This is a genomic window from Serinibacter arcticus (genome assembly GCF_004786095.1).
GTDB lineage: Bacteria > Actinomycetota > Actinomycetes > Actinomycetales > Beutenbergiaceae > Litorihabitans > Litorihabitans arcticus.
The window spans coordinates 802763-829186 of the sequence record NZ_RHPJ01000001.1 but is presented as its reverse complement, the minus strand read 5'-3'; the positions used below and the strand labels follow the sequence as shown (position 1 = coordinate 829186).

Here is a 26424-nt window from a genome sequence, read left to right as displayed (position 1 = left end):
CGATTGTGTGCGCACGGCCTCGGAGCGGACGAAGGTCCCGACCTGCTCCCGCGTAGCATCGCTGCCATGACTACCTGGGAGTACTCGACGATTCCGCTCATCGTCCACAGCACCAAGCAGATCCTGGACCAGTGGGGTGCCGACGGGTGGGAGCTCGTGCAGGTCGTGCCCGGCCCCGGTGGCAACGGGCTCGTGGCCTACCTCAAGCGCCCGACCGGCGAGCGATGAGCGACGCGGGCCCCACCGCGGGCACGACGCCGTCGCGGACGCCCTCGCAGCGCCTGGCCGACCTCGGCCTCGAGCTCCCGCCGGTCGCCACCCCCGTGGCCGCCTACATCCCCGCGATCCGGGTGGGCGACCTCGTCCACTCCTCCGGGCAGCTCCCGGTGGTGCAGGGTCAGCTCCTGGCCACCGGCAAGGTGGGTGCCGGTGACGGCCTCGTCGCCCCCGACGAGGCCGCGGGCCTGGCTCGGGTCGCCGCGCTGAACGCGCTGGCCGCCGTCGCGGACGCCGCGGGTGGCCTCGACAACGTGGTGGCGATCGTCAAGGTCGTCGGCTTCGTCGCCTCCGACCCCGCGTTCACGGGTCAGCCGCTGGTGATCAACGGCGCCAGCGAGCTGTTCGGTGAGGTGTTCGGCACGGCGCACGCACGCTCCGCCGTCGGCGTCGCGGTGCTGCCGCTCGACGCACCGGTCGAGGTCGAGGTCGTCGCACTCGTGCGCTGACCCCGACCGGGGATCCTGCGCCGCGAGGCTCGGATCCCTCAGGTCGCCTCAGCGGGCGCGCTTCTCCAGCCGCTGCAGGTCCAGCAGCACGACGGCGCGGCCGTCGAGCTGGATCCAGCCGCGGGTGGAGAACTCCGCCAGAGACTTGTTGACCGTCTCGCGGGAGGCGCCCACCAGCTGGGCGAGCTCCTCCTGCGTCAGGTCGTGCGGCACGCGGATCCCGGCGCCCACGGGACGCCCGAAGCGGGCGGCGAGATCCAGCAGCGCCTTGGCCACGCGTCCCGGCACGTCCGAGAAGACGAGGTCGGCGAGTGCGGCGTTGGTCTTGCGCAGACGCTGGGCCAGCGAGCGCAGCAGCTGGCGCGAGAGGCCGGGGTGCTGCTGCAGCAGGTCGAGGAACTTGGAGTGCTCGAGCTCGAGGAAGGTCGAGGGCGCCAGCACCGTCGCCGTCGCCGTGCGGGGACCCGGGTCGTAGACGGAGAGCTCGCCGACGATCTCGCCGGGGCCGAGGACCGCGAGGAGGCTCTCCCGGCCGTCGGGGGCGGCGTGCCCGAGCTTGACCTTGCCGGCCGCGATCACCCAGAACCGGTCGCCCGGCTCGCCCTCGCGGAACAGCACCTCGCCCCGACGGACGCTCGTCGAGACCATCGCGCCGCGCACGGCGGCGTACGTCTCGTCATCCAGGTCCGCGAAGACGGGGACCGACCGTACGACGTCCTCAGACACTTCCGACCTCCTGATGGGTTTGCGGCCTCAGTCTCCCACCGTACGGCCTCGCGGCCCGGCAGGCCGGGTTAGCGTGGCACACGTGACGGCGTCGAGGCATCCCGTGGCGGGTGCGCCGCCCACCGAGAACCCTGCGCCGACGGCCGACGTCGCCGCCGAGCTCGCCCGCCTCTACCCGGACGCGCACTGCGAGCTCGACTTCGACTCGCCCCTGCAGCTGCTGGTCGCGACCGTCCTGTCGGCCCAGACCACGGACGTCCGCGTGAACCAGGTGACCCCCGAGCTGTTCGAGCGCTACCCGAGCGCGCGCGCGATGGCCGAGGCCGATCAGGACGACCTCGAGGCGATCCTGCGCCCACTGGGCTTCTTCCGGTCCAAGGCGACGGCGCTGATCGGCCTGGGCAGGGCGCTCACCGAGCAGCACCACGGCGAGGTGCCCGGGGACCTGGCCTCGCTGGTCGCGCTGCCCGGCGTCGGGCGCAAGACGGCGAACGTGGTGCTGGGCAACGCGTTCGGCGTCCCGGGGATCACCGTGGACACGCACGTGGGCCGGCTCGCGCGCCGGTTCGGGTGGACGGCGAACGTCGATCCCGTGCGCGTCGAGCGCGAGCTCGGCGAGCTGTTCCCGCCGGAGGACTGGGTGGTGCTGTGCCACCGGCTGATCTTCCACGGCCGTCGGATCTGCGTCGCACGCCGTCCCGCGTGCGGGGAGTGCCCGCTCGCGGGCATCTGCCCGTCAGCCGAGGTCTGAGAGACCGGAGTCCGGTCCGGAACCCGCGTCGGGAAGCGACCGCAGGAACGCTCGCAGGTGCTGCGTGACGACGTCGGGCGCCTCCTCCGGGAGGAAGTGGCCGGCGCCCGGGACCGTCCGGAAGGTCGACGGCCCGGCGACGTGCGCGGCGTCGTAGCGGCGCGAGCGCGGCGGCAGGCAGCGGTCGAGCTGACCGTGCAGCCCGAGGACCGGAACCGAGATGCGCTCCCGCATCGCCATCAGGTAGCGCTGACCGTCGGGGCGCGGGGTGGAGCGCACCTGCCACCGCGCCTGCTCCAGCACGTGGTGCGCCACCGACGGCAGCCGCATCGCGTCGGCGTAGATCGAGGCCGCCTCGGGCTCCCACCCGGGTGCGCCCCACGCCCGCAGCAGCTGCCCGACCCAGTCGCGGCGCAACCGCTGCTCGGGCACGAAGGGGAGCTGGGCGAACGCCAGGCTCGCGAGCGTTCCCGCCGGGACCAGGCGGGGACTGCGCGAGCGCAGCGGTACCGGGTGCGGCGAGGAGAGCACGCCGATCGCGCGCGTCACGGTGGGGGCCAGGGTCGGCATCGACCACGCGACCTGCGCGCCGTACCCGTGTCCGACGACGACGGCGTCGATCGCCCCGAGGGACCGGATCACCCCGGACACGTCGCGTGCGAGCGAGAGGGCGTCGTGCCCGCGGGGCGGCTTGTCGGAGCTGCCGAAGCCGCGCAGGTCCATCGCGGCGGCTCGGTAGCCGGCCGCCGCGAGCGCGGGGAGCTGGTGGCGCCACGCGTACCAGGTCTGGGGGAAGCCGTGCAGCAGCAGCACGAGTGGCGACTCCACGCCCACGCGGTCCTCGCCGGCGGGTTCGCTGACGGCCACGTGGAAGCGCGCACCGTTGGCCGAGATGTGGTGGTGGGTCCACGGGCCCTCGATCAGGAGGCTGGCGGGGTCGACACTCACGACGTCGAGGTTACCGGGGTCAGCCCGAGGTGCCGGGCGACGTCGACCAGCGCCAGCGGGAACGCCTCCCGCGCACCCGCCCAGGTGTGACCGGCGTCGACCTGGTGCAGCAGCACCGAGCGGCCGACGCCGCGCAGGTCGTCCGCGGTCTGCACGAGGTGCTCACGGACCGTGCCGTCGTCGTCGTCCACGAGCATCAGCGCGACCGCCTGGTCGGCCGTCGGCAGCGCGGGGGCGTAGGCGCGCACGTCGTGCGCGGCCCGTTCGGCGGCCGTCGCGAGCATGGCCTCGCCGCCGCTGCCGGGATCGAGGTACGGCGCGATCGCCACGATCCCCGCGTAGGTCTCGGGGTGGCGCAGGCCCTGGTCGAGCGCGCAGAACGCGCCGGCGGAGAAGCCCGCGATCAGGTGGGTGCCGTTCGTCGCGTACGTGGCGTCCACCCAGGGCACGACGACGTCGTCGAGATAGCTCTCGACGTCGGACCCGCCCGTGGTGGAGTCGAGGCACTCGGTGTCGTCAGCGCCCGGTCCCGTGCCGTTCATGTCGAAGGCGACCGCGATGACTGGATCGATCACCCCGGCGTCGATGAGGACGTCGAGCACGTGCGGGGCCTCACCCGCCGTGATCCAGTCCGCCGAGGTGCCCGGACTCCCGTGCGCGAGGAGGAGGACGGGGTAGGTCCGCGACGCGTCGTAGCCCGGCGGCGTGTAGATCCAGGTGCTCGAGGAGGGCATGGAGACGTCGGCGGGCACGGGGATCGTGACCTCCGCGACCTCGCCGGCGGGAGCTCCGCCGTCGGCGTCGTCCCCGCCCTCGTCGAGGCCCAGCATCGACCCCGTCCACCGCCCGAGGGCGCCGACGGTCGGGAAGTAGCCGGCCGTGACGTTCGCCGCCAGGGCCAGCGCGAGGACGGTCGCGACGCTCGCCGAGGCGATCGTGATCCAGCGGCGCCGCGGGCGACCGGCCGCGGCGCGCCGTCGCGACGCGCGCCACCCGAGGGCGAGCAGGGCGACAGCGAGTGCCGCGACCGCCGCCACCGTCCACCAGCTCGAGATCCAGTCGGTCGTGCCGGCGGCGAGGGCCCTGACCACGTCGGGGGAGAGGGTCGGGACGTCCGACGCGGGTGACATGGACGTCAGGCTACGACCGCCGGGACGGGAGGGCGTCGCCGCCGTCCCCGGGCGACGACCGGCCGACGGACCTAGGATCGCGCTGTGAGCGCCCCCGACCCCGCCGCCTCGGTCCTCCTGCCACGTGTCACGGCCACCACCGCCGACCACCGGCGGGCGCGGCAGCGGGTGCGTCTGCAGTCCTCGCGGGCGACGGTCGTGCTGGCCGTCGTCACGGTGGTCTCCGCGCTGCAGCGGCACCTGTGGGGCCACGTGGGCGTGGTGCACGACGTCGTCCCGTGGCTCGCGGCGGGATCGACCAGATTGACCCTCGTCGTCGTCTCCATCCTCCTGCTGGGTGCGGCCCGCGGTCTGCGCAACGGTCACACGATCGCGCTCTGGGGTTCGGTCGGCGCCCTGCTCACCTCGGCGGCGCTGCACGTCTCGCCCCACCCGAGCGCCCTGCTCGGGCTGCTACCGCTCGCGGGGGCGGTCTACCTCCTCCGCCACCGCGGGGCGTTCCGGGTCCGCGCGTCGCGTCGGGCGGTCAGGCGGGCCGCCCTCCTGGTGGTGATCGCCGTCGCCGTCGTGCTGTCGTTCTCGCTGGTCGGCCTCGCCCTGATCGACCAGGGTCCGGGCGCGGCCGCTCACGCCCGCACGCGGGAGGTCGTGCGGGCGGTCGACGTCGTCGCCCTCCTCGGGTTCCTCGTCGCGCTCGGCGCGACGCTCCTGGCACCCCGGCGGCCGACGCGGGGCTCGGCCGCCGACCACGTGCGCGACCGCGAGCGGGCGCGCGCCGTCGTGGCCGCCCACGGTGGCGGCACCCTGGACTACTTCGCCCTGCGCGACGACAAGGACTACTTCTTCACCGGGGAATCCGTCGTCGCCTACTCCACCCGCAGCGGCGTCTGCCTCGTCTCCCCCGACCCGATCGGACCGCGCGAGGAGCGCGCCGAGGTCTGGGCGGAGTTCCTGGCCCACACGCAGGACTTCGGCTGGTCGGTCTCGGTCGTGGCCGCGTCGCAGGAGTGGCTGCCGCTGTACGAGGCCTCGGGCCTGCGGGCCGCCTACCTGGGTGACGAGGCGATCGTCGACTGCTCGCAGTTCACGCTCGCGGGCGGCGCTCGCAAGTCGCTGCGCAACGCCGTCGGCCGCGTGGCGCGCGCGGGCTACACCACCACCTTCCACGATCCCGCGACCCTCGAGCCCGAGCTGCGCGAGGCGATCCTGGCGATCAGCGACGAGTCGCGGCGCGGCGAGACCGAGCGCGGCTTCTCGATGACGCTGTCGCGGCTGCTCGACCCGGCCGACACCGGGTTGTGGCTGTCGGTCACGCGCGACGGCGACGGCCGCGTCGACGCATTCATCCAGTGGGTCCCGGCGAGCGACGTCAACGGCTGGTCGCTCGACGTGATGCGTCGCCGCACCGACGTCGAGCACCTCCCGAACGGGCTCGTGGACTTCACGATCGCTCAGACCATCGCGGCGATCGGCGACGGCGTCGCCCCCGGCGTGCGCCCGGGCGAGGGTGTGCGCGGGCTGGGACTGAACTTCGCCGTCATGCGGCAGGTGCTCAAGGGCGAGTCAGAGAACCGGCTCGACACGCTCGTGAAGCCGCTGCTCGAGCGGTTCGCCAAGGGCACCCAGATGGAGACGCTGTCCTCCTTCAACGAGAAGTACGGCCCCGTCTGGGTCTCGCGATGGCTGCTGCTGGACGCGCCCGAGTTCGTCGCCTCCCAGCTGCTGGTGATGGCCGACGCCGAGGGCGTCACCGAGATCCCCGTCATCGGCCGGTTCTTCGACCGCGCCGGCCAGTACAGCTACACCGGGCGCTGAGGGGGCGGGCGAGGTGGGACCGGGACAGGGGTCCGGACTGGGACCCGACACGGGGTCGGCCCTCGGGCTCGGGCTGGGGCTCGCCCTCGTCGCGTGCGTTCTGTACGGCGTCGCCACGCTGCTTCAGGCCGCCGGCAGCCGCAGGGCCGAGGGCCTGGGAGCGTTCCTGCAGCCGCTCGTGGTCGTCGGCCTGGTGGCCGACGGCGGGGCGTTCCTCGTCTCGCTCGTCGCCTACGCCTCGGCGCCGCTGTTCCTCGTCCAGACGATCGTCGCGGCGTCCGTCGTGATCGCCGTGCTCGGGGCGCCGCGCGTGCTGCCCGGCGTCCACCTGCGACGTCGCGACGCCGGCGGCGCGCTGGTCGTGCTGGCCGGTCTCGTGGCGGTGGCCGGGTCGGCGGGCCGGGAGGAGCCCCGGGCGCCCGGCGGATCCTTCGTCGCGGTGCTGATCGTGCTCGCGGTGGCGCTCGCCGTGGTGGCCGTGCTGGCCTATCGCCGCGGGCCGGCCTGGCTCCTGGCCCTGCTGGCCGGGCTCGGGTTCTCGCTGGTGGCGATCGGGGCGCGCACCGCCGTCACGGACGGGAGCCTGCTGGGTGCGGTGCTGCACCCCGTCGCGGCGGTGGTCGTGCTCGGGGGTGCGGTCGGCGTCGTCGGCAACATCCGGGCGCTGGAGCGCGGGAGCGTCGCCGTCGCGGCGGCCACCGTCTCGGTGGTCGAGGTGGTGGTGCCGTCCGTGATCGGCGTCCTCGTGCTGGGTGACGGCGTGCGGCCCGGGTGGGGACCGGTGCTGGTCGGCGCCGTGGTCGTGGCGCTCGCGGGCTGCGTCGTGCTGGCCGCGAGCCCGGCCGGGCGCGCGACGGCGTAGCCCGCCCGCCGAGCGCCGGCCCGGTCCGGCCTACTCGCTCGGCTTGGCCATCCCCTGCTGGATCAGCCCCATCACGCCGGAGTCCGCCAACGTCGTGACGTCCCCGACGTCGCGGTTCTCGGCGACGTCGCGCAGCAGGCGCCGCATGATCTTGCCCGAGCGGGTCTTGGGCAGCTCGGCCACCACGAGGATCGAGCGCGGCTTGGCGATGGGGCCGATGGTCGTCCCGACGTGCGCGCGCAGCGTCGCGACGACCCGCTCGTCGGCGTCCTCACCCTCGGGGCGGTCGACGACCTCCTCGCCGCCGCGCAGGATGACGAACGCGACGACGGCCTGACCGGTCGTCTCGTCGGCGGCGCCGACCACGGCGGCCTCGGCCACCCACGGGTGGGAGACGAGCGCGGACTCGATCTCCGTCGTCGACAGGCGGTGGCCCGAGACGTTCATGACGTCGTCGACGCGGCCGAGCAGCCAGATGTCGCCGTCGGCGTCCCGCTTGGCGCCGTCGCCCGCGAAGTAGGTGCCGGGGAAGCGGGACCAGTAGGTGTCGGCGAACCGCTGCTCGTCGCCCCAGATGCCGCGCAGCATGGCGGGCCACGGCTCGGTGATCGCCAGGTAGCCGCCCTGCCCGTGGTCGACGGGGGCGCCGGCGTCGTCCAGCACCTCGGCGACGATCCCGGGCAGCGGCACCTGGGCCGATCCGGGCTTGGCCGCGGTCACGCCGGGCAGGGGCGAGATCATGATGGCGCCGGTCTCGGTCTGCCACCACGTGTCGACGATCGGCGTGCGGTCGCCGCCGATGACGCGGCGGTACCACATCCACGCCTCGGGGTTGATGGGCTCCCCGACGCTGCCGAGCACGCGCAGCGTGGACAGGTCGAACCCGGCGGGGAGGTCCTCGCCCCACTTCATGCAGGTGCGGATCGCCGTCGGCGCCGTGTAGAGGATGGTGACGCCGTACTTCTGCACGATCTCCCACCACCGGCCGCGGTGCGGCGTGTCCGGCGTGCCCTCGTAGATGACCTGCGTGGCCCCGTTCAGGAGCGGCCCGTAGACCACGTAGCTGTGGCCGGTGATCCAGCCGATGTCGGCCGTGCACCAGTAGACGTCGGTCTCGGGTTGTAGGTCGAAGACCGCGCGGTGGGTGAAGGACGTCTGGGTCAGGTAGCCGCCCGTGGTGTGGAAGATGCCCTTGGGCTTCCCGGTGGTGCCGGAGGTGTAGAGGATGAACAGCGGGTGCTCCGCCTCCACCCAGACCGGCTCGTGCTCGGGCGAGGCCTGCGGCACGACGTCGTGCCACCAGACGTCGCGTCCCTGCGTCCACTCGACCTCGCCGCCGGTGCGGCGCACCACGAGCACGTGCTCGACGGCGGTGCCCCCCTTGGCCAGCGCGTCGTCCACCGCGGGCTTGAGCGGGCTCGCCGCGCCGCGTCGGTAGCCGCCGTCGGCCGTGATGACCAGGGTGGCCTCGGCGTCGAGGATGCGGCTGTGCAGCGCCTCGGCGGAGAAGCCACCGAAGACGACCGAGTGCGGGGCTCCGATGCGGGCGCACGCGAGCAGCGCCACGACCGCCTCGGGAACCATCGGGAGGTAGATCGCGACGCGGTCGCCCGTGCCGACGCCGAGCGCGGTGAGCGCGTTCGCCGCCCGTGCGACCTCCTGGGCGAGCTCGGCGTAGGTGACGCGGCGTGACTCGCCGTCCTCGCCCTCCCAGAGGATGGCGACGCGGTCGCCGTGGCCTGCGGCGACGTGCCGGTCGACGGCGTTGTGCGCGGCGTTGAGCCGGCCGTCGGTGAACCAGCCGTAGCGGGGGGCGGCGGAGTCGTCCAGCACCGTGGTGAACGGCGTCTCCCAGTCCAGGGTGCGCGCCTGCTCCGCCCAGAACCCCAGCCGGTCGGCGGCGGCCCGCTCGTAGACGTCGGCGCCGGCCACCGCGGCGGCCGCGAACTCGGCCGACGGCGGGAACGTGCGCGTCTCCTCCGAGAGGTTCTCGAGGGCGGGTGAGGAGGACTGCTCTGCGGGCATCGCTGACTCCGACTGACGTGAGGCTGATGTGACGCGGGCCACTCTACGCACGGCCGCCGACACCGCGCCGGGCCGTTCGCGAGACGTCCGGGATGCGACGAGGGGCCCGCGTCGTCGCGCTCGGCGACGTCACGGGCCCCTCGATCACGCGAGGGCTGCGGGCTACAGGCCGCGCGCCTCGCGCTCGGCCCTGACCCGGCCCTCGTACCGGCCGCTGCGGCGCGCACCGTGCGAGACGAACGCCAGGAGGAGCAGCACGAGGCCGAACAGCAGCAGGACGCCGGAGCGGCCCGTGTCCGTCAGGTAGTCGTGCAGGTTGGTGCCGAAGCCCTCGTGCACGGCGAGGAAGCTGTCGCGCGAGCTCGTCAGGAAGTCGTCGACGGCGATCGGGAAGACCAGTGCCGCCAGGCCGGCCAGGGCGATGACGCCGCCCCAGATCCAGGAGCCCAGGCTCGTCACGCGCGTGACGACCGCGATGATCACCAGGCCGAGGAGGCCACCCGCCAGGCTCAGCAGGCCGGCGGGGTTGAGGGGCGCCTCGGGCGGCAGCCCGTAGAACGTCCGCAGCGCGCCGTCGGTCAGCAGGAACCACGTCACGGGTGCCGCGACCAGGATGCCGAGGACGCCCCAGACGTGCGTGCCGCCGCGCTTGGTCGGCTCGGCGGCCCAGTCCTCGTCGGGCAGCGGCTCGCGGGAGCCGGCCCTGAGGCGGCCGTTCGTCGATCCGGCGAGGGCGTCGGGGTCGGCGAGCGGGACGACGCGGGTGGCGTCGTCGTCCGCCTCCTCGGCGGCCGGGGTGGTGCCGGACGTGCCGGACGCTCCGGACGTCGGGATGCGCGTCGTGGCCTCCGCGGCGGGACCGGGGGCGACGACGGGGGTCGTCGTCGTGGGGTTCGCGCCGTCGTCGTCACCATCGGTACCGGCCGCGGTGGGCAGGGCGCGGGTGCGGTCGTCCTGGTCGGCACCGGGAGCGCTCGACCCGCTCGAGGCGCTGGGCTCGGCGTTGCGCGACCGGCCGAAGGCGGGGAACGCGCTGACGCGCGTGGGGGCACCGGTCCGGTCCTCGTCCCGACCCGCCGTGGGCGGGAGGGCTACCGAGGTCGCGTCGGGGTCGGCGTCGGTACCGGACGCGGGGGACTCCGGGCGTGACGCGGGGGTCAGCGGGGGCACCGGCCGGGGGGCCGAGTGGCCGCGTCCCGCACCGGTGGCGGGGTCCTGAGCGTCGTCGGGCTGCTCTGGGGTGGTCATGGGAGGTCCTTCCGTGGGGCTCAGCCGCCACGGTAGGCCGATGACGGGCGCGATCGGGGGACGCGCGCCGGTCAGCCGGTGCTGTCGGACCAGGCCTCGTCCTGCGACCGGATGTGCAGCAGCTCCTGGCGCTGCGCCGCGCGACCGCCGCGGCGCGCGCGGTGGACACCGAGGGCGCCACCGACCAGCAGCAGTGCGAACGCCCAGACGGGTCCCGCCTGGAGGAGTGACTCCTCCGGCACCCGCAGCCCACCGAGGTCCGCCAGGACCGGGCCGACGTTCTCGGCGACGATGCCCGGCCCCGGCGTCACCTGGCGGAACGTGGACAGGGCGGAGACGAGCCAGACCCCGCCGGCCACGGCGGGGCCGAGGCTCGAGAAGCCCCCCGCGAACGACTGGAGGAACGCGCCGACGAGCAGCACGGTCAGGGCGACGACGACCGGTGCGCTGTCGATCGGGGACTCGTCGACCGCGTACTCGGCGATGAACGCCTCCAGCAGCACGACGGCGAGCACCGACCCGACCGCGCCGAGCACGACCGCACCGATGTGCCCGAGGATGCGCGGGCGCGGCGGGGTGGTGACGGCACCGCCCTCGTGGGCGCGCTGCTCGGCCCGCTCGGACGCCCGGCCGAGGCCGCGGGCGGTGGAGGCGGCGACCGCGAGGCCCAGGAACGTGACGCCGATCGCGAGCACCACCCCGGAGGTCAGGAGGGCCTCCAGGAGGAGCTGCGAGGAGACGCCGTCGATGCTCGCCTCGGGGAGGTAGCGGGTCACGTCGCCGGGCAGCGACCCCGGCAGCAGCCCGACGACGCCGATCACCGACCACAGCCCGGCGGCCACGGCCGGGGCGGCGGCGCTGCGGCCGGCCCAGGAGGCGACCGAGCCGAGCACGCCGCCCGCGAGGACCGCGGCGAGCAGCGCGACGGCGTCGGCGCCGTCGTGAGCGGTGAGGCGACCGAGCGCGAGCACCAGGGCCGCCAGTGCGACGACGGTGCCGAGCACCGCCAGCCCGGCGCCCGCGAGGTGGTCGCGACCGCGGGACCGCGGCGGGACGGGTGCGGCAGGTCCGACGTAGGTCGAACCGTTCCCGCCGTCCGTCACCCGGGTCGGGTCGTGCGCGTCGTTCGTGGTCATCCGGGTCCCGCTCCTCGCCGACGTGAGGTGCCAGTATGCCGCGCCCTCCTTCCCCGGTCCCGCCGTCGCGTGGGCTGTCCCCAGCAACGGGACCGGTCGCGGGGTCGGCGGGGTGTCCACAGACCGCACCGAGACCGGGGCCGGGCGGGGACGATCGCGGCGGAGGTGACGCCATGTCCACGACGCGTCGGACCAGCACGACCACCCGGAGCGCGCAGGATCCTCGCGCGGCTCGGGCCCCTCGACCTCAGCGGTCCTCGCGGTCCTCGCGGTCCTCGAGGACCGCCCAGGCCCACGCCGTCGCGCGTCTCGTGGTCGCGCTGCGGTCGGACGATCCCGTGCTCGCCGCGGCCGTCGGGGAGGTCGTCGAATGGCTCGACGGCGACCTCGTCCTGTGCCCCTCGGGTGCCGCTCCCGTGCCCGCGCACGTCCACCTCGACGACGGCGCCGCGGCGCGGACGGCCGGGGTGGCGACGCCGTCGTGGGGGAGCGGGGTGGTCGCCGTCGCCCGGGAGGTGCACGGCGGCGGCGCGACGGTGTCCGGACGGTCCGACCCGTCCGCACCGCCCGGTTCGCTCGAGCGCCCCTTCCACCTGCCGGCCGAGGCCGGTGAGCTGGCCGACGCCATCAGTGCCCGCGCGGTCTCGATCGCCTCCACCACGATCGGCGTGGTCGGGGTCGGCGGCGGTGCCGGAGCGAGCGTCACCGCGGCGCTCCTGGCTCGTGCGGTGAGCGAGGGCGGGCGCTCGACCGGGCTCGTGGACCTGTCCGGCGGGCTCGACGTCATGCTCGGGATCGAGGACGAGCCCGGCCCGCGGTGGGCGGATCTCACGGCGGAGGCCGGGCCGTTCCCCGCCGACACGCTCGTGGCCCACCTGCCCCGCTGGGCGGGCGTGCACGTCCTGGCCTGCGACGTCCGGGGTGCGCCGACCCGCGCCGCGGTCTCCGGTGTGCTGGCGTCGACGCGGCGGGCGTGCCGCGTCGTCGTCGTCGACCTGCCCCGGACCGCCGGACCGGATCTGCTGCGCCAGTGCGACGTGGTGGTGGTCGTGGCCGGGACCGACGCCGTGGCGGCCGCCGGCCTCACGGCGCTCGCCCGCCGCCTCGCGCCGCTCGGGCTGCGAACCGGGCTGGCGGCCCGTCGCAGCCCCGGTGCCGCGATCGCCGATCCGGCGGAGCTCGCCCGCTGGTGCGGGCTGCCGCTCCTGGCCGCGCTGCCGAGGTCACCGACCCTGCGCGGCGACCTCGCGCGCGGGCTCGGCCCGGGGGAGCGTCGGCGCTCCGGTCTGACCCGCGCCGTCCGGGCCCTGGCGGACGAGCTGGGGCTCGTGTGAGCCTCCTGGCGCACGTCCGCCGCACGGTCGCCGCCCGCTCCGACGCACCCGATCGCGGCGCCGTGGTCGGGGCGGTCCGTGGCCTGCCGCGCGGCGCCGGTGGCTCGGCGACCGGACGCGGGAGGGAGGTGGGCGCGTCGGCGCCGTCGCTCCCGCCCGCCCCGGTCCTCGGGGTGCGGCGCGTCCATCGCGACGTGGCCGACGCCGTCGCCGACATCGCCGGGACCGGCGCGCTCCTGCGACACCTCTGGGCCGATCCGGACGTGACGGACGTGCTGGTGAACTCGCCGACCGAGGCCTGGGTCGACCGCGGACACGGCCTCGAGCGGGCACCCGTGCCGGGTCCCGAGGGCTTCGGTGACGTCCGGGCGCTCGCGGCCCGGCTCGCGGCGGCCGCCGGACAGCGCCTCGACGACGCCGCCCCCATCGCCGACGGTCGGCTGCCCGACGGCACGCGGCTGCACGCCGTGCTCGCCCCCGTGGCCGCGGGCGGCGCGTGCGTCTCGCTGCGCCGCCACCGTCCGCTCGCGCTCCGACTGGGTCACTGGCGCGACGGCGGCGGCGTCGGCGAGCAGGGGGAGCTGGTGCTGCGCGCCCTCGTCGCGGTCCGCGCCAACCTGCTCATCAGCGGCAGCACCGGCAGCGGCAAGACGACGCTGCTCGCGGCGATGCTGGCCGAGGCGCCGGCGACCGAGCGGATCGTGTGCATCGAGGAGACCCGCGAGCTCGCGCCGGACCACCCGCACGTCGTGCACCTGCAGTCCCGGGCGGCCAACGTGCAGGGGGCGGGCGCCGTCGACCTCGCGCAGCTCGTGCGGGCGGCGATGCGGATGCGGCCGGACCGGCTCGTGCTGGGGGAGTGCCGCGGCGGTGAGGTGCGCGAGGTGCTGATGGCGCTGAACACCGGGCACGACGGCGGGATGGCCACGGTCCACGCCAACGCCGCCACGGACGTCCCGGCGCGCCTGGTCGCGCTGGGATCGCTCGCCGGTCTCGGCGCCGACACCGTCGCGGCGCAGGCGGTGAGCGCGTTCGACGCCGTCATCCACGTCGCGCGGCTGCCCGGGCGTCGCGTGGTCACGCAGATCGCGGTGCTCGCGCGTGTCGACGGGGCCCTCGTGGCCCCGCTGGCGATGCAGCGTCGCGACGGCAGGGGGCCGGGTGCGGGAGATCTCGAGGTGGGACCCGCGTGGGACGTGCTCGCCCGGCGCCTGGAGCTGGGGCGGCGATGAGCGGGTTGCCCACGGTGGCCGGTGGGGTCGCCGTCGGAGTGGCGGCCGTGCTCCTGGCGCTCGCGGCGGCGCTCCTGGACCGCCGCTGGCTGCTCCGGCCGGGGCGGGGGGTGGGAGCGGGAGGTCTGCGGTCGTGGAGCGGGGGTCGGCGTCGGAACCGGAGCCGACGGAGGGCCTCGTCGTTCGGGCGCGGACGACGATCCGCCTCGGCCGGTCAGGCGCCGCTCGGCGTGCTGTGCACGCAGGTGGCCAGCCGGTTGCGCTCCGGGGCGAGCGTCGAGGAGGCGTGGCGCGGGGCTCTCGGACGCGGTGGCGACGGTGGGCCCCCCGCGCCCGGCGCCGCCACGTCCGATCCGGCCGTCAGCTCCGACGGTGACGGCGTTCCGCGCGAGCTCGTGACGCGCGTCGGGACCTCGGCCGCCGCCGACGCCGTCGTGGTGGCGTGCCGGTTGGCGCACCGGTGCGGCACGCCGCTGGCGGAGATCCTCGACGAGTGCGCGCACGGCATCACGGAGGTCGAGGCCGCCGACGCCGACCGGCGGCGCGCCCTCGCGGGACCGGCCGCGACGGCGCGGCTGCTGGTCTGGCTGCCCGTGGCGAGCCTGCTCATCGGCGCGGGGATGGGCGCCGACCCGCTCGGGTCGGTGCTTGCCGGCGGACCGGCCGCCCTGGCCGTGGTCGCGGGCACGGGCTTCCTGCTGCTGGGACGGTGGTGGATCAGGCGACTGGTGCGGGTCGCCGAGCGGTCCGGGCGAGGGTGGGGGTGATGGACGGGTCGGTGGTCCTGGCGGGTCTGGCCCTCGCCGTCGCGGTGTGGTTGGCGCTCGAGCGCGGACGCCGCGCCGGCCTCGGGCGCGGTGAGCGGTCGGTGCCGGTGACCGCCGTCGTCGACCTCGATCCCGCCGTGGCGTGCGACCTGGTGGCGGCCGTGCTGGCCGCGGGGGCGTCGGTCCCGGCGGCCCTGGAGTCGCTGGGCGAGGCGGTGGGTGGCGACGACGGTGCGGAGGTCGCGGTCGCGGCGCGGATGCTCCGGTTCGGGGCGACCTGGGAGGAGGCGTTCGAGCGGGTGCCGCCGACGTGGGACCCCGTCACCGACGCTCTCGAGCTGGCGTGGAGCGACGGCGTCGCGCCCGGACCGACGCTGCTCGCGACGGCCGGCGCCCTGCGGACCTCGCGTGCCGCACGGGCGCGCGAGGACGCGGAGCGGCTGGCGGTCCGGCTCGTGCTGCCGCTCGGGCTGTGCCTGCTCCCGGCGTTCGTCCTGATGGGGCTGGTGCCGGTGATGATCGCGACCGGCGGCGACCTGCTGGGGTGGCCGTGACTGTCCCCACCATCGGGGCGCGACGTCGTCGTCCCCGATCGTTCCGGGGGGCCTGGTGGGTCGGGGCGCTCGCGCCCACGGTGGTCCCGGGTCGAGCACGGCCCACGTCACGCGGCGCCGGGCGCCGGGAAGGGAGCACAGCATGAGGTCATCGGTGCGACGCAGCACGAGGAGGACGAGCGGGGGTGCGGGCGAGCGGAGGCGCACCCGGGTCCTCGCGGCCGTGGCGAGGTGGGGGCACCGGTGGCGCGTGCGCGCCGGCCGGACGATGGAGGCGCTCGCGGCGCGGTGGGGCGTGGTCACGGCTCGTCCGGAGGCGGGGATGGCGACGGCGGAGTACGCCATCGCCACGCTGGCGGCGGTCGCGTTCGCGGGGCTGCTGCTCGTCATCATGCGGAGCGACGAGGTGCGCGGACTCCTCCTGGGGATCATCCGCGAGGCGCTGTCGCGATGACCGCCCCGACCGCGCCGGCAGCCCGCGGGGCCTCGGGCTGCCGGGCGGTCCCGGCGGGCGAGCGGGGCAGCGCGACGGCGGAGCTCGCCGTCGCGCTGCCGGCGGTCGTGCTCGTGCTGCTGGCGCTGCTGTTCGCGGCCACGGCCGGATCGGCCGCGCTGAGCTGCGCGGACGCCGCCCGCGTCGGGGCGCGATCGGCAGCGCTCGGGTTCGACGCCGGCGAGGTGCGTGCGGATGCGCAGCGCGTGGCAGGCCCGGGGGCGCGGGTGGAGGTGGTCGAGGACGGCGACTGGGTGCGCGTCACCGTCACGCGCGACGTGCGGCTCGGCGGTGCTCGCCTGGGTGGCACGGTGACCGTGACGGGTCGGGCCGCGGCGCGTGCGGAGCCGGGCACGTGACGGCAGGCGACGCTGACGCCCACGGCGAACGGGGCTCCTCGACCGTCCTCGTCCTAGGCCTGGTCGGCGTGGGGGCGGTCCTGCTGCTGACGCTGGCGGTGCTCGGCGGGGTCGTCCAGGCGAGGGCGCAGGCTCAGGCCGCGGGGGATCTCGGCGCGATCAGCGCGGCGAGCGCAGCCGCGCGCCCGTCGGGCACCGACCCGTGCGCCGCCGCCGCGACGGCCGTGGACCGGGCGGGCGCCACGCTGGTGTCGTGCTCGCTGACTGGGGGTGACGCCGTCGTCGTCGCGCGTGTGCCGACGCCGGTGGGTGACGCCGTCGCCACCGCCCGAGCGGGACCGGCGCCACCCGGGACCAGGCCGCCGGCCGCCGGAGCACCGCCGTCGGGCAGCACGTCAGGGCGCGAGGGACCTGAGGTAGTCCAGGACCGCGAGCGCGCCGGCCTTGTTAAGGGGCGAGTTCCCGTTGCCGCACTTGGGCGAGTACACGCAGCGCGGGCAGCCGTGCCGGCAGCCGCAGGACGCGACGGCCTGGTAGGTCGCCTCGATCCAGCGGGCGGCGGCACGGAAACCCCGCTGGGCGAATCCGGCACCGCCGGGGTGGCCGTCGTGCACCAGCACGGTCGGCGCGCCGGTCTCGGGGTGCAGCGCCGTGGAGAGCCCGCCGATGTCCCACCGGTCGCACGTCGCCAGCAGCGGCAGCACGCCGATCGCCGCGTGCTCGGCCGCGTGCAGCGCGCCCGGCACGTCGCCGGGGGCGATCCCGGTCTCGGCCAGCAGCGTGTCTGACCCCACCGTCCACCACACCCCCGTGGTCGGCAGCACGTGCACCGGCATGTCGAGCTCGTGGCGCGCGACGACCTCCATCGACGGCGGCACGCGCACGTCGTAGCCCTGCACCTGGCTGGTGACCTCCACGTGGCCGTAGCGCCAGGTCACCGGACCCCAGCTCATCTCCTCCAGCACGTCGACGAACGTGGCGTGGTGGGCGGCCGTCGCCATGGTGCGGTGGGCGACGTCGCCCGGCACCACCAGCGCGACATCGTCCTCGAGCGTCTCGACGACGAAGCTGCGGCCCTGGTGCACGTAGACGGCACCGGGGTGGACCGTGGAGTCGGCCCGGCCGCCGTCGACCGTCCCGAGCATCGCCCCCGTCACCGCGTCGACCACCGCGACCCCCGCGGTCCCCGACCCGCGCAGGTCGGTCAGCTGCGAGGGCACCTCGCGGCGCGCCTGGTTCCAGTACCACCCCGTCGGGCGACGGCGCAGCAGCCCCCGGCGCACCAGCTCGTCCAGGAGCGTGGTGTCGGTGAGCCCGAACGAGGGCAGGTCGGACTCCGTCAGCGGCACCTCGGCCGCCGCGGCGCACAGGTGCGGTGCGAGCACGTACGGGTTGGTCGGGTCGAACGTGGTGACCTCGATCGCCTCGTCGAGCACGGCCGAGGGGTGGTGCACGAGGTAGGTGTCCAGCGGGTTGGCGCTCGCGACGAGCACCGCCACGCCGTCGGCTCCCGCGCGCCCGGCCCGGCCGGCCTGCTGCCAGAACGACACCCGCGTTCCCGGCCAGCCGGTCATCAGGACGGCGTCGAGCCCGGAGATGTCGACGCCGAGCTCGAGCGCGTTGGTGGTCGCGAGCGCCGTCAGGCGGCCGGTGCGCAGCGCCTGCTCGAGCGTGCGTCGCTCCTCGGGCAGGTAGCCGCCGCGGTAGGCGGCCACGGCGACCTCGCCACCCTCCCGCAGCACGTCGACCGGATCGCCCTCGAGCGCGTCCTGCCCCACGGCCTGCGCGGCGGTGGCGGCGACCACCTCGCTCCCGGCGCGCGAGCGGACGAACGCCAGGGTCCGGCGCCGGGCACGCACGAGGTCGCGCAGCAGCTCGGCCGACTCGGTCAGCGCGCTGCGCCGGGGGACGTCCGGGGTACCGCTGATGACCCCGCCCTCGCCCCAGTCCTCACCCCACTCGCCACCCTGGTCGGCCGTGTCCCAGGGGTTCCCGCCGTGGGAGTCGAGCGCGGCCGGCTCCCAGAACACGATGCGTCGCTGCCCCTGGGGTGCCGTGTCCCGCGTGGTCGCGTGCACGCTGCCCGGATCCACGCCGGTCAACCGCACGAGCGTGTCCGCCGGGTCGCCCGTGGTCGCCGAGGCGGCCACGACGATCGGGTCGGCACCGTAGAACCGGGCCAGCCGCAGCAGGCGCCGCAGCACCAGCGAGACGTGCGCGCCGAAGACGCCGCGGTAGGCGTGGCACTCGTCGACGATCACGTGCGTGAGCCCGCGCAGCAGGCGGGCCCAGCGCTCGTGCCCCGGCAGCAGCGAGAAGTGCAGGAAGTCGGGGTTGGTCAGCACGACGTCCGCGTGCGCGCGGACCCAGTCCCGCTCGTCGAAGGACGTGTCGCCGTCGCACGAGGCGACCCGGGCCTGGCCGCCGAGGTCGGTCCCGCCTGCCGATGCACCGCGCAGCAGGCGCTCCAGCGAGGCGAGCTGGTCGGCGGCGAGCGCCTTGGTGGGGGAGAGGTAGAGAGCGCTCGGGCGACGCCGCATCGCCGCGACGCTGCCGGTCGGCGCCGGGGCGGACAGGATCGCCGAGATCGTCGGCAGCCAGAGCGCGAGCGACTTGCCCGATCCGGTCGAGGTGGCGATGACCGTGTGCCTGCCGGCGTGGACGGCGTCGGCCGTCTCGACCTGGTGGCGCCACGGAGCCTCGACGCCGGACGCGCGGTAGTTCGCCACGAGCCGCGGGTCCGCCCACGTGGGCCACTCACCCCGCACCCCCGGGCGGGCGGGAACGGTCCGGACGTGACGCAGCTGCTCGGCGCGCTCACCCCCGGCCAGCAGCACGTCGAGGACGTCAGCTCCGCCGTCGAGCGGTGGGGAGGGGGGACGGTCGGACACCCGGCCATCGTCCCAGGTGCGGGGGATCCGGCGGGGGCGCCGTCGTCCCGGCGGTAGATTTGGCCCATGCTCGATGCCGCCTCCGTTCTCGGGGACCGTGTCTCCGCCGCTATCGAGTCCGCGTTCGGTCTCAGCGGCGTGGACCCCGTCCTTCGCCCCTCGCAGTTCGCCGACACCCAGGCGAACGCCGCGCTCGCGCTGGCGAAGCGCATCGGACGCAACCCCCGCGAGGCCGCTGCGGCGATCAACGAGCACCTGGACCTCTCCGACGTCGGCACCGTGGAGGTCTCCGGCCCCGGCTTCCTGAACATCACCGTCAGCGCCGACTGGATCGCGGGCCAGCTCGCCACCCTGGTCGCCGACGAGCGTCTCGGCGTCCCGCGGCAGGAGCGACGCACCATCCCCGTGGACTACTCGGCGCCGAACGTCGCCAAGGAGATGCACGTCGGTCACCTGCGCACCACGATCGTCGGCGACTCCCTCGTCCGTTCGCTCGAGGCGCTCGGTCACCACGTCATCCGCCAGAACCACATCGGGGACTGGGGCACGCCGTTCGGCATGCTGATCGAGCACCTCCTCGAGGTGGGCGAGGACTCGCCCGAGGCGGATCTGCTCGCCACCGACCCGAACGCGTTCTACCAGGCGGCTCGCGCCAAGTTCGACAGCACCGACGACGGCGGGGCCTGGGCCACGCGCGCCCGCGAGCGCGTCGTGAAGCTCCAGGCCAAGGAGCCGGAGTCGCTCGAGATCTGGCGCGGCATGATCGAGCACTCCAAGGGCTACTTCCACCGGATCTACTCGGCGCTCGACGTCACGCTGACCGACGACGACCTCGCCGGCGAGAGCACCTACGACCCGATGCTCGCCGGAATCTGCGACGAGCTGATCGACCGGGGTCTCGCCGTCGAGAGCGAGGGTGCGCTGTGCGTCTTCCCCGAGGGCTTCACCGGTCGCGAGGGCAAGCCGCTCCCGCTCATCGTGCGCAAGTCCGACGGCGGCTACGGCTACGCCACCACCGACCTCGCCACGATCAAGCACCGCGCCCGGACGCTGGGTGCCGACGAGATCCTGTACGTCGTCGGGGCCTCGCAGGCGCTGCACTTCAAGATGATCTTCTGGGCGGCGAAGGCGGCCGGCTGGCTGACGCGCGCCGACGGCAGCGAGGTCACCCCGATCCACGTGCAGATCGGGTCGGTGCTCGGTGAGGACGGCAAGATCCTGCGCACCCGCTCGGGCGCTCCGCTGCGGCTGTCGTGGCTGCTGGAGGAGGCGGTCGAGAAGGCCGGCACGGTGGTCGCGCAGTCGCGTCCCGACCTGTCCGACGACGAGCGCGCGGTCATCGCCCGCCAGGTCGGCATCGGCTCAGTGAAGTACGCCGACCTCTCGGTCGCGCACGACACCGACTACGTCTTCGACTTCGACCGCATGCTCGCGCTGACGGGCAACACCGGCCCCTACCTGCAGTACGCGACCGCCCGCATCCGCTCGATCTTCCGCAAGGCGGGGCTCGATCCCACGCAGGCGCGCGACGCCGTCGCCGTCCTGGAGCCGACGGAGCGGGTGCTCGCGCTGGCGCTGCTGCGCTACGGCGCCACCGTCGCGGAGGTCGGCGACCTCCAGGCGCCGCACCGCCTCGCCGGCTACCTGTTCGAGCTCGCGCAGGCCTTCACCAGCTTCTACGACGCGTGCCCCGTCCTCACCGCCGACGAGGACGTCCGCCGTTCGCGGCTCACGCTCACGGCCGCGACGCTCGCCGTGCTCGACCACGGCCTCGGCCTGCTGGGGATCCAGGCGCCCGAGCAGATGTAGTCGGGCACCGACCGCGAGACTGTGCCGGCACGACGCCGCGACGACCGAGAGGTCGCCGCGGCGTCGTCGTAGGGCGTTGGCACTACTCGATGACGACCTCCTGGGAGGGGGCCCGCGCCACCACGACGAGTCCCTCGGCGGCGCCCTGGACGAGGACCGGATGAGCCTCGTAGGCCCCCGCGGGCAGCGGCTGGTACTCGCAGTCGGTGAGCGTCGACCAGGTGTCCAGGGTGAGCGAGGTTCCCGTCGACATCGTCAGGGAGGCGACCGCGTCGGTGGCGGGGACGTGGTTGACGAGGAGCCCGTCCTGCGTCAGCAGGACCGCGGCGAACACGACCTCCCGGTCGATCGGCGCCCCCGCGGTGACGGTGATCTCCAGCTCGTCGATGCTGTCGTCCGCCGTGCGGGGACTCCTGATGTCACCGGCCGTGATCGACAGGGCCGTCGTCGGCCTCGGGTCGAAGGGCACGGAGCACTCGCTCCCGAGGAACGCAGCACCCGCCAGCAACGGCCGATCCTCCATCGGCAGGTCGGGACGCACGGCGGGCGCCTGGGTGGAGATCGTCAGCGGCCACGGCCCACCCTGCGCCTGCTGGAGGACGACCTGCCCGTCCCCGTACAGGTTCGACAGCCCGTACGCCTGGTAGTCACCCGCGGAGAGGACCCTCGCGTCGTCGCCCCCGGCGCCGGGACACGCGCTGCCGAGTCCCACCGCCACGGCGGCTGTGTCTCCGGCCGAGAGCGCCAGCTGGGAGTAGTACTCGGCCGTCGGTGTCTCGGGATTGGCCTCGGTCGCGACGACGCGACCCTCGGTGTCGACGACGACGAGGTACACCTGGAGATCGGGGTAGCCGACGACGTCGTCGCCGCCCTGGTTCGTGAGGGTGGCGTCGCCCGTCAGCGTCCCTGTCCGACCGCTGGCCGGCGGGGGTGCCCACTCCGTCAGGCCGCCCTCGAGCTCCAGCGACAGCTGCGGAACCCGCTCCGGCAGCGCGAACACCTCACCGCACACGGGGTAGGCGATGTCGGACCCCTCGGGCGCGGGGGGCGGCTCAGGAGTCGGTTCGGGGGTCGGTGCCGGCGTGGGCGTCGGCTCCGAGGTGGGGCTCGGCGTGGACGTCGGCGTCGCGGTCGGGGTGACCGTCGCCGTCGACGACGGCGTCGACTCAGGGGGGTTCCACGGCTGCGCGGCGGCCGTCCAGGCCACCCCGCCCAGCAGCACCACTCCGACGGTCGACGCCGTGACGGTGCGAAGGGTCCGTGCGCGCCGCGCCCTGTCCAGAGCCGTGGCCAGGTCGGCCTGGAGCGCGGCGTCGTCCACGGGTGCGGCGTCGGCGGCCTCGTGGAGCAGACGGCGGAACTCGTCCTCGGGAACAGTCATCTCAGGCCTCCTCGACCGTGCTGGGGGTCAGCGTGGCGCCGAGCGCCGCCGTCCCGTCGTGCAGGTAGCGCTTGACGGACCCCTCGGCGAGCCGCAGCTCCGCAGCGATCTGAGCGACGGTGAGGTCGGCGTAGTACCGCAGCACCAGGCAGGTCCGGGGTCGTGGCGGCAGCGCCGCGAGGGCGGCCACGACGTCGAGGCGTAGGTCGGTCCGGCCCGGGGCGTCATCGGGGCTGGCGTCGGGTGACGCCACGAGGTGCTCGACACCGCGCCAGCGGCTCGCGCTGCGACGGTCGTCCAGGAACTGCGAGGTCAGCGCCCGGCGGACGTAGGCCTCCGCCTCGGCAGGCGTCGGCGGACCCGCGGGGCGGGGGCCACCGCGTCGTCGCCGGCTGCTGCCGATCGTTCGCGCCAGGGCATCCTGCAGCAGATCCCTCGCCCCGTCGGCGTCGCCGCACAGGAGGTAGGCCGTGCGCAGCAGACGGTCCCCCCGCTCGCGTACGACGCCGGCGACAGCCTCGTCCCAGTCGTCCACCGATGGCCTCCCCTGTCCGGGCGCGCGGGGGTCGTTCCCCGACGACGCCTCACCGCTCGATCCGTCACCTGGAAGAACGTCCGTGGTCGGCAGAACGTTGGGTCGGGATCGCGATCAGCTGTCGGAGACCGTCAGCGGCACGACGCCGCTGGTCGCCACGACGCTGGTGCCGATCGCACCGTCGCGCACCAGGTGGATCGCCACGACGGCGGTGTAGTCGCCGGCAGGAAGCGGACCGAGCTGGCCGGCGCCGACCGCGGGCTCCGGGTTCAGGACGAGGTCGTCCTCGGTCGGCGGCGGAGGCGCCACGGAGGACGTACCGGCCGAGATCGAGGCGGCGGAGGTGGAGGTGGCCGAGGGCGGCCCCGGGCTCCGGACCCCGCCGGCCGCCGGGCACGTCTCCTTCAGGTCGTGGTCGACGGGCACGACGAGCGTGCCGCGGGCGGCGAGGGCGATGGCCGGTCCGACGTCCTGCCCCTCGACCCAGGTCGAGACGACGGTCCCGGACCGGGCGATCGTGACGCTGGCGGCGTAGTGCTCGGCGGCGATCGGCGCTTCGGCGCCGTTCGTCAGCACCGCCTCCGTCCGGAGCTCACCGTTCGTGATGGCCTGCAGGCTGACGGCGACGGACAGCTGGTTCACGTCCGGGGGCGCGGTCAGCGTCGCACCGCACGGGGGCTGCCAGGTCTGGGTCTGCAGGACGACGGCGGCCGGGGTGGTGGGGGTGGGCGTGGTCGGCGCCGGCGTCGTGGGCGACGCCGAGGTGGGCGGCGTGGTCGGCACGGGCGTCGACGGCGCCGACGTGGGTGCTGCCGTGGGCTCCGGCGCCGCCGACGGCGGGGGCGTCGCGCTCGGGTCCACGGTCGGCGTCGGGGTCGGTTCCGCCGTCGGCGTCGCGGGCGGTGAGCCGCCCGGTACCTCGGGCTCGTCGGACGTCTCGACAGGGTCCGGCGTGCCGCCGGGCGACACGCCGTCGGGCGACGTCGCGGGCGGCGTGTACTGCGGGTACCCGGGTTCGGCGCCCGCGGGATCCGGGGCCAGGGTCTGCTCGGAGGTGCACCCCGCGAGAACGATCACACCGGCGATGACCAGGGCGGATGCGCGCACGCGCCTGCGGGTCGCCACCATCGCACACCCCGTCCTCGCCCTGCGGTCCACGGATGTGGCCGCTCTCATAGCAACGCACGTCACGCGGAAATGCAAGGACGTCACTGAGGTTTCCCTCACACGGACGCCCCTCCGGGAGCGGAGAGTCCGCTCTGGCTACACTCGCCGAACGCGGGCGAAGGCGCTCGCGCCCTACACGGATCCCCTTGATCCGTGGTGTCAAGGAGGACACATGTCGCAGCTCGGGACCCCCAGTCTCGTGATCGTCGCGGTCATCGCGGTGCTCGCCCTCGCCTCGCTCGCCGTCGCCGCGTTCCTGCGCGGTCAGGTGCTCGCGGCCCCCGAGGGCTCACCGAAGATGCGCGACATCGCCCAAGCCATCCAGGAGGGTGCCAGCGCCTACCTGCGCCGTCAGCTGCGCACGCTCGCCCTGTTCGCCGTCATCGTGTTCGCCCTCCTGTTCCTCCTGCCGGGCGACGGCGGGGTGAAGGTCGGCCGATCCGTCGCCTTCCTGCTCGGTGCGGTCTTCTCCGCCGGCATCGGCTACCTCGGCATGTGGCTGGCCACGCGGGCCAACCTCCGCGTCGCGGCCGCCGCCGACCGCCCCGACGGCCAGGAGTTCGGCGCCCGGATCGCCTTTCGCACCGGCGGCGTCGTCGGGATGAGCGTCGTCGGCCTCGGTCTCCTCGGCGCCAGCGGCGTCGTCCTCGTCTACGGCATCGAGGCGCCCGCCGTGCTGGAGGGCTTCGGCTTCGGCGCCGCGCTGCTGGCGATGTTCATGCGGGTCGGCGGCGGCATCTTCACCAAGGCCGCCGACGTCGGCGCCGACCTGGTCGGCAAGGTCGAGCAGGGCATCCCCGAGGACGACCCCCGCAACGCCGCCACGATCGCCGACAACGTGGGCGACAACGTGGGCGACTGCGCCGGGATGGCGGCCGACCTGTTCGAGTCCTACGCCGTCACGCTCGTGGCCGCCCTCATCCTCGGCCGCGCGGCGATGGGCGAGCAGGGCCTGGTCTTCCCGCTCATCGTGACGGCGATCGGCGCCGTCGTGGCGGTCATCGGCGTGTTCCTCACGCGCATCCGCCAGGGCGAGAACGGGCTGCGGGCGATCTATCGCGGGTTCGCGGTCTCCGCCGCCGCGGGTGTCCTGCTGGCCGCCGTCGCCGCCTTCGCCTACCTCCCGGGCGACTTCGCGCAGCTGCAGGGCACCGCCGACATCGGCGACGTGGCCGGCGACCCGCGCGTGATCGTGGCCGCCGCCGTCGCGATCGGCGTCCTGCTGGCCGGCGTCATCCTGGCGATCACCGGCTACTACACCGGGACGACGACGCGCCCCACGATGCACGTCGCGGCCACCACCCGCACGGGTGCGGCGACCGTGGTGCTCTCCGGCATCGGGGTCGGCTTCGAGTCGGCGGTCTACACCGCGGGCGTCATCGCGGCGGCGATCTGCGGCGTCTTCCTCCTGGCCGGCGGCTCGATCTGGCTCTCGCTCTTCCTCATCGCCGTGGCGGGCTGCGGCCTGCTGACCACGGTCGGCGTCATCGTGGCGATGGACACGTTCGGACCCGTCAGCGACAACGCGCAGGGCATCGCCGAGATGTCGGGTGAGGTGAGCGAGCGGGGCGCCGCGATCCTCACGGACCTCGACGCTGTCGGGAACACGACCAAGGCCATCACCAAGGGCATCGCCATCGCGACGGCGGTGCTCGCCGCCACCGCGCTCTTCGGCTCGTACGCCGACGCCGTCAGCACCTCGCTCACGGCGCTGGGCGGCGACGTCGCCGACGCGTCGGACGGCCTCGTAGCCGCCATGATGACCTACTCGATCATCTCGCCGATCACCCTGGTCGGCGTGATCCTCGGGGCGGCGACCGTGTTCCTCTTCTCCGGTCTCGCGGTCGACGCCGTCACGCGCGCCGCCGGCGCGATCGTCCTGGAGGTGCGCCGCCAGTTCCGTGAGATGCCGGGCATCATGACGGGCGAGCAGCGCCCGGACTACAGCCGCGTGGTCGACATCTGCACGCGCGACTCGCTGCGAGAGCTCGCGACCCCCGGTCTGCTGGCGGCGTTCGCGCCCATCGCGGTCGGCTTCGGGCTGGGCGTCGGTCCTCTCGCGGGATTCCTCGCGGGGTCGATCGGCACGGGCGTGCTGATGGCCGTGTTCCTCGCCAACTCGGGCGGGGCGTGGGACAACGCGAAGAAGATCATCGAGGACGGTGCGCACGGCGGCAAGGGATCGCCCGAGCACGCCGCCGCCGTCATCGGCGACACGGTCGGCGATCCGTTCAAGGACACCGCGGGCCCGGCGATCAACCCGCTGATCAAGGTGATGAACCTGGTCGCGCTGCTGATCGCGCCCGCCGTCGTGGCCCTCAGCGCGACGGCGGAGCCCAACCACGCCCTGCGCATCGGCATCGCGGTCCTCGCCGCACTCATCGCCGGCGGCGCCGTGCTGGTCTCCCGGCTGCGCGCCACGCGCACGGACCGCGCCAACACCGTGCGGGCCGAGCACGAGGCCCCCCGCTGACGACGCCGCACGCCCACCGGTGACAGGGGGTCGAGCATGGGGAGAGGTCCCCATGGTCGGCCC

At 75.0% G+C, this 26424-nt stretch carries 23 protein-coding genes and 1 pseudogene; 14 read left to right on the top strand and 10 right to left on the bottom strand.

The window, feature by feature from the left end:
* The first annotated feature begins 66 nt into the window (after window positions 1–66).
* Both SERN_RS03850 and SERN_RS03845 read left to right on the top strand, forming a co-directional pair.
* On the top strand, window positions 67–228 hold the full coding sequence (locus SERN_RS03850; RefSeq protein WP_135848748.1) for a DUF4177 domain-containing protein: 162 nt from the start codon (window positions 67–69) through the stop codon (window positions 226–228).
* Window positions 225–725, top strand: a complete 501-nt coding sequence (locus SERN_RS03845; RefSeq protein ID WP_135848747.1) for a RidA family protein — start codon at window positions 225–227, stop codon at window positions 723–725. The genes SERN_RS03850 and SERN_RS03845 overlap by 4 nt, the downstream gene beginning before the upstream one ends.
* 48 nt (window positions 726–773) lie before the next feature.
* Here the strand turns inward: SERN_RS03845 and SERN_RS03840 are convergent, their stop codons facing one another.
* A complete protein-coding gene (locus SERN_RS03840) occupies window positions 774–1451 on the bottom strand; it encodes a Crp/Fnr family transcriptional regulator (RefSeq protein WP_199241485.1) in 678 nt (225 codons plus the stop codon).
* Between the two features lie 82 nt (window positions 1452–1533).
* Between SERN_RS03840 and nth the strand changes: the two genes are divergently transcribed.
* Complete coding sequence (nth, locus tag SERN_RS03835; RefSeq protein WP_408640859.1) at window positions 1534–2202, top strand: endonuclease III; 669 nt, start codon at window positions 1534–1536, stop codon at window positions 2200–2202.
* On the opposite strand, the gene SERN_RS03830 is transcribed toward nth, so the two are convergent.
* Window positions 2188–3150, bottom strand: coding sequence for an alpha/beta fold hydrolase (locus SERN_RS03830; protein WP_135848745.1), 963 nt, complete (start codon window positions 3148–3150; stop codon window positions 2188–2190). The two genes, nth and SERN_RS03830, sit on opposite strands and share 15 nt — an antisense overlap.
* Entirely contained in the window at window positions 3147–4280 is a 1134-nt protein-coding gene (locus tag SERN_RS03825) for an alpha/beta hydrolase (protein WP_135848744.1), read from the bottom strand. Before SERN_RS03825 ends, SERN_RS03830 begins: the two co-directional genes overlap by 4 nt.
* A gap of 84 nt (window positions 4281–4364) precedes the next feature.
* On the opposite strand from SERN_RS03825, the gene SERN_RS03820 reads away from it, so the two are divergent.
* Together SERN_RS03820 and SERN_RS03815 are read left to right on the top strand one after the other, a co-directional pair.
* Complete coding sequence (locus tag SERN_RS03820; RefSeq protein ID WP_135848743.1) at window positions 4365–6095, top strand: bifunctional lysylphosphatidylglycerol flippase/synthetase MprF; 1731 nt, start codon at window positions 4365–4367, stop codon at window positions 6093–6095.
* A gap of 13 nt (window positions 6096–6108) precedes the next feature.
* Window positions 6109–6957, top strand: a complete 849-nt coding sequence (locus SERN_RS03815) for a hypothetical protein (protein WP_135848742.1) — start codon at window positions 6109–6111, stop codon at window positions 6955–6957.
* A gap of 30 nt (window positions 6958–6987) precedes the next feature.
* On the opposite strand, the gene acs is transcribed toward SERN_RS03815, so the two are convergent.
* The 3 genes from acs to SERN_RS03800 form a co-directional block, all read right to left on the bottom strand.
* Complete coding sequence (gene acs / locus SERN_RS03810; RefSeq protein WP_135848741.1) at window positions 6988–8982, bottom strand: acetate--CoA ligase; 1995 nt, start codon at window positions 8980–8982, stop codon at window positions 6988–6990.
* A 162-nt stretch (window positions 8983–9144) separates the two neighbouring features.
* Window positions 9145–10230, bottom strand: a complete 1086-nt coding sequence (locus tag SERN_RS03805) for a hypothetical protein (protein ID WP_135848740.1) — start codon at window positions 10228–10230, stop codon at window positions 9145–9147.
* 71 nt (window positions 10231–10301) lie between these two features.
* Complete coding sequence (locus SERN_RS03800) at window positions 10302–11366, bottom strand: hypothetical protein (protein WP_135848739.1); 1065 nt, start codon at window positions 11364–11366, stop codon at window positions 10302–10304.
* A gap of 173 nt (window positions 11367–11539) precedes the next feature.
* On the opposite strand from SERN_RS03800, the gene SERN_RS03795 reads away from it, so the two are divergent.
* From SERN_RS03795 to SERN_RS15950, 7 genes and pseudogenes are all read left to right on the top strand, one after another.
* A complete protein-coding gene (locus SERN_RS03795; protein WP_135848738.1) occupies window positions 11540–12700 on the top strand; it encodes a hypothetical protein in 1161 nt (386 codons plus the stop codon).
* On the top strand, window positions 12697–13932 hold the full coding sequence (locus SERN_RS03790) for a TadA family conjugal transfer-associated ATPase (RefSeq protein WP_233251438.1): 1236 nt from the start codon (window positions 12697–12699) through the stop codon (window positions 13930–13932). The genes SERN_RS03795 and SERN_RS03790 overlap by 4 nt, the downstream gene beginning before the upstream one ends.
* The gene (locus tag SERN_RS03785; protein ID WP_135848737.1) at window positions 13929–14699 is read left to right on the top strand and encodes a type II secretion system F family protein; all 771 of its coding nucleotides are present in this window, start codon (window positions 13929–13931) and stop codon (window positions 14697–14699) included. Before SERN_RS03790 ends, SERN_RS03785 begins: the two co-directional genes overlap by 4 nt.
* Entirely contained in the window at window positions 14699–15253 is a 555-nt protein-coding gene (locus tag SERN_RS03780) for a type II secretion system F family protein (RefSeq protein WP_135848736.1), read from the top strand. Before SERN_RS03785 ends, SERN_RS03780 begins: the two co-directional genes overlap by 1 nt.
* 142 nt (window positions 15254–15395) lie before the next feature.
* Window positions 15396–15707: a DUF4244 domain-containing protein gene (locus SERN_RS15670; RefSeq protein WP_233251437.1), complete on the top strand. Its 312-nt coding sequence runs from the start codon at window positions 15396–15398 to the stop codon at window positions 15705–15707.
* The gene (locus SERN_RS03770; RefSeq protein ID WP_135848735.1) at window positions 15704–16105 is read left to right on the top strand and encodes a TadE family type IV pilus minor pilin; all 402 of its coding nucleotides are present in this window, start codon (window positions 15704–15706) and stop codon (window positions 16103–16105) included. The genes SERN_RS15670 and SERN_RS03770 overlap by 4 nt, the downstream gene beginning before the upstream one ends.
* A pseudogene (locus SERN_RS15950) lies at window positions 16102–16434 on the top strand (Rv3654c family TadE-like protein); the annotation flags it as partial. The gene SERN_RS03770 and the pseudogene SERN_RS15950, both read left to right, overlap by 4 nt.
* Before the next feature lie 66 nt (window positions 16435–16500).
* Here the strand turns inward: SERN_RS15950 and SERN_RS03760 are convergent.
* Entirely contained in the window at window positions 16501–18996 is a 2496-nt protein-coding gene (locus tag SERN_RS03760; protein ID WP_135848734.1) for a DEAD/DEAH box helicase, read from the bottom strand.
* Window positions 18997–19062: 66 nt separating this feature from the next.
* Between SERN_RS03760 and argS the strand changes: the two genes are divergently transcribed.
* The gene (gene argS / locus SERN_RS03755; RefSeq protein WP_135848733.1) at window positions 19063–20805 is read left to right on the top strand and encodes an arginine--tRNA ligase; all 1743 of its coding nucleotides are present in this window, start codon (window positions 19063–19065) and stop codon (window positions 20803–20805) included.
* 82 nt (window positions 20806–20887) lie between these two features.
* Here the strand turns inward: argS and SERN_RS15440 are convergent, their stop codons facing one another.
* The 3 genes from SERN_RS15440 to SERN_RS03740 all read right to left on the bottom strand — a co-directional run bounded on the left by SERN_RS15440 (window position 20888) and on the right by SERN_RS03740 (window position 23828).
* A complete protein-coding gene (locus SERN_RS15440; RefSeq protein WP_199241484.1) occupies window positions 20888–22186 on the bottom strand; it encodes a hypothetical protein in 1299 nt (432 codons plus the stop codon).
* Window position 22187: 1 nt separating this feature from the next.
* The gene (locus tag SERN_RS03745; RefSeq protein WP_135848732.1) at window positions 22188–22721 is read right to left on the bottom strand and encodes a sigma-70 family RNA polymerase sigma factor; all 534 of its coding nucleotides are present in this window, start codon (window positions 22719–22721) and stop codon (window positions 22188–22190) included.
* A gap of 114 nt (window positions 22722–22835) precedes the next feature.
* On the bottom strand, window positions 22836–23828 hold the full coding sequence (locus tag SERN_RS03740; RefSeq protein WP_135848731.1) for a hypothetical protein: 993 nt from the start codon (window positions 23826–23828) through the stop codon (window positions 22836–22838).
* 232 nt (window positions 23829–24060) lie between these two features.
* On the opposite strand from SERN_RS03740, the gene SERN_RS03735 reads away from it, so the two are divergent.
* Entirely contained in the window at window positions 24061–26361 is a 2301-nt protein-coding gene (locus SERN_RS03735) for a sodium-translocating pyrophosphatase (RefSeq protein WP_135848730.1), read from the top strand.
* Window positions 26362–26424: the final 63 nt, after the last annotated feature.

Excerpts from the sequence above, each read along its gene's own strand:
- SERN_RS03850 (WP_135848748.1), top strand. The coding sequence starts at position 67 with ATGACTACCTGGGAGTACTCGACGATTCCGCTCATCGTCCACAGCACC.
- SERN_RS03845 (WP_135848747.1), top strand. The coding sequence starts at position 225 with ATGAGCGACGCGGGCCCCACCGCGGGCACGACGCCGTCGCGGACGCCC.
- SERN_RS03825 (WP_135848744.1), bottom strand. The coding sequence starts at position 4,280 with ATGTCACCCGCGTCGGACGTCCCGACCCTCTCCCCCGACGTGGTCAGG.
- acs (WP_135848741.1), bottom strand. The coding sequence starts at position 8,982 with ATGCCCGCAGAGCAGTCCTCCTCACCCGCCCTCGAGAACCTCTCGGAG.
- SERN_RS03805 (WP_135848740.1), bottom strand. The coding sequence starts at position 10,230 with ATGACCACCCCAGAGCAGCCCGACGACGCTCAGGACCCCGCCACCGGT.
- SERN_RS03800 (WP_135848739.1), bottom strand. The coding sequence starts at position 11,366 with ATGACCACGAACGACGCGCACGACCCGACCCGGGTGACGGACGGCGGG.
- SERN_RS03795 (WP_135848738.1), top strand. The coding sequence starts at position 11,540 with ATGTCCACGACGCGTCGGACCAGCACGACCACCCGGAGCGCGCAGGAT.
- SERN_RS03785 (WP_135848737.1), top strand. The coding sequence starts at position 13,929 with ATGAGCGGGTTGCCCACGGTGGCCGGTGGGGTCGCCGTCGGAGTGGCG.
- SERN_RS03780 (WP_135848736.1), top strand. The coding sequence starts at position 14,699 with ATGGACGGGTCGGTGGTCCTGGCGGGTCTGGCCCTCGCCGTCGCGGTG.
- SERN_RS15670 (WP_233251437.1), top strand. The coding sequence starts at position 15,396 with ATGAGGTCATCGGTGCGACGCAGCACGAGGAGGACGAGCGGGGGTGCG.
- SERN_RS03770 (WP_135848735.1), top strand. The coding sequence starts at position 15,704 with ATGACCGCCCCGACCGCGCCGGCAGCCCGCGGGGCCTCGGGCTGCCGG.
- argS (WP_135848733.1), top strand. The coding sequence starts at position 19,063 with ATGCTCGATGCCGCCTCCGTTCTCGGGGACCGTGTCTCCGCCGCTATC.
- SERN_RS15440 (WP_199241484.1), bottom strand. The coding sequence starts at position 22,186 with ATGACTGTTCCCGAGGACGAGTTCCGCCGTCTGCTCCACGAGGCCGCC.
- SERN_RS03735 (WP_135848730.1), top strand. The coding sequence starts at position 24,061 with ATGTCGCAGCTCGGGACCCCCAGTCTCGTGATCGTCGCGGTCATCGCG.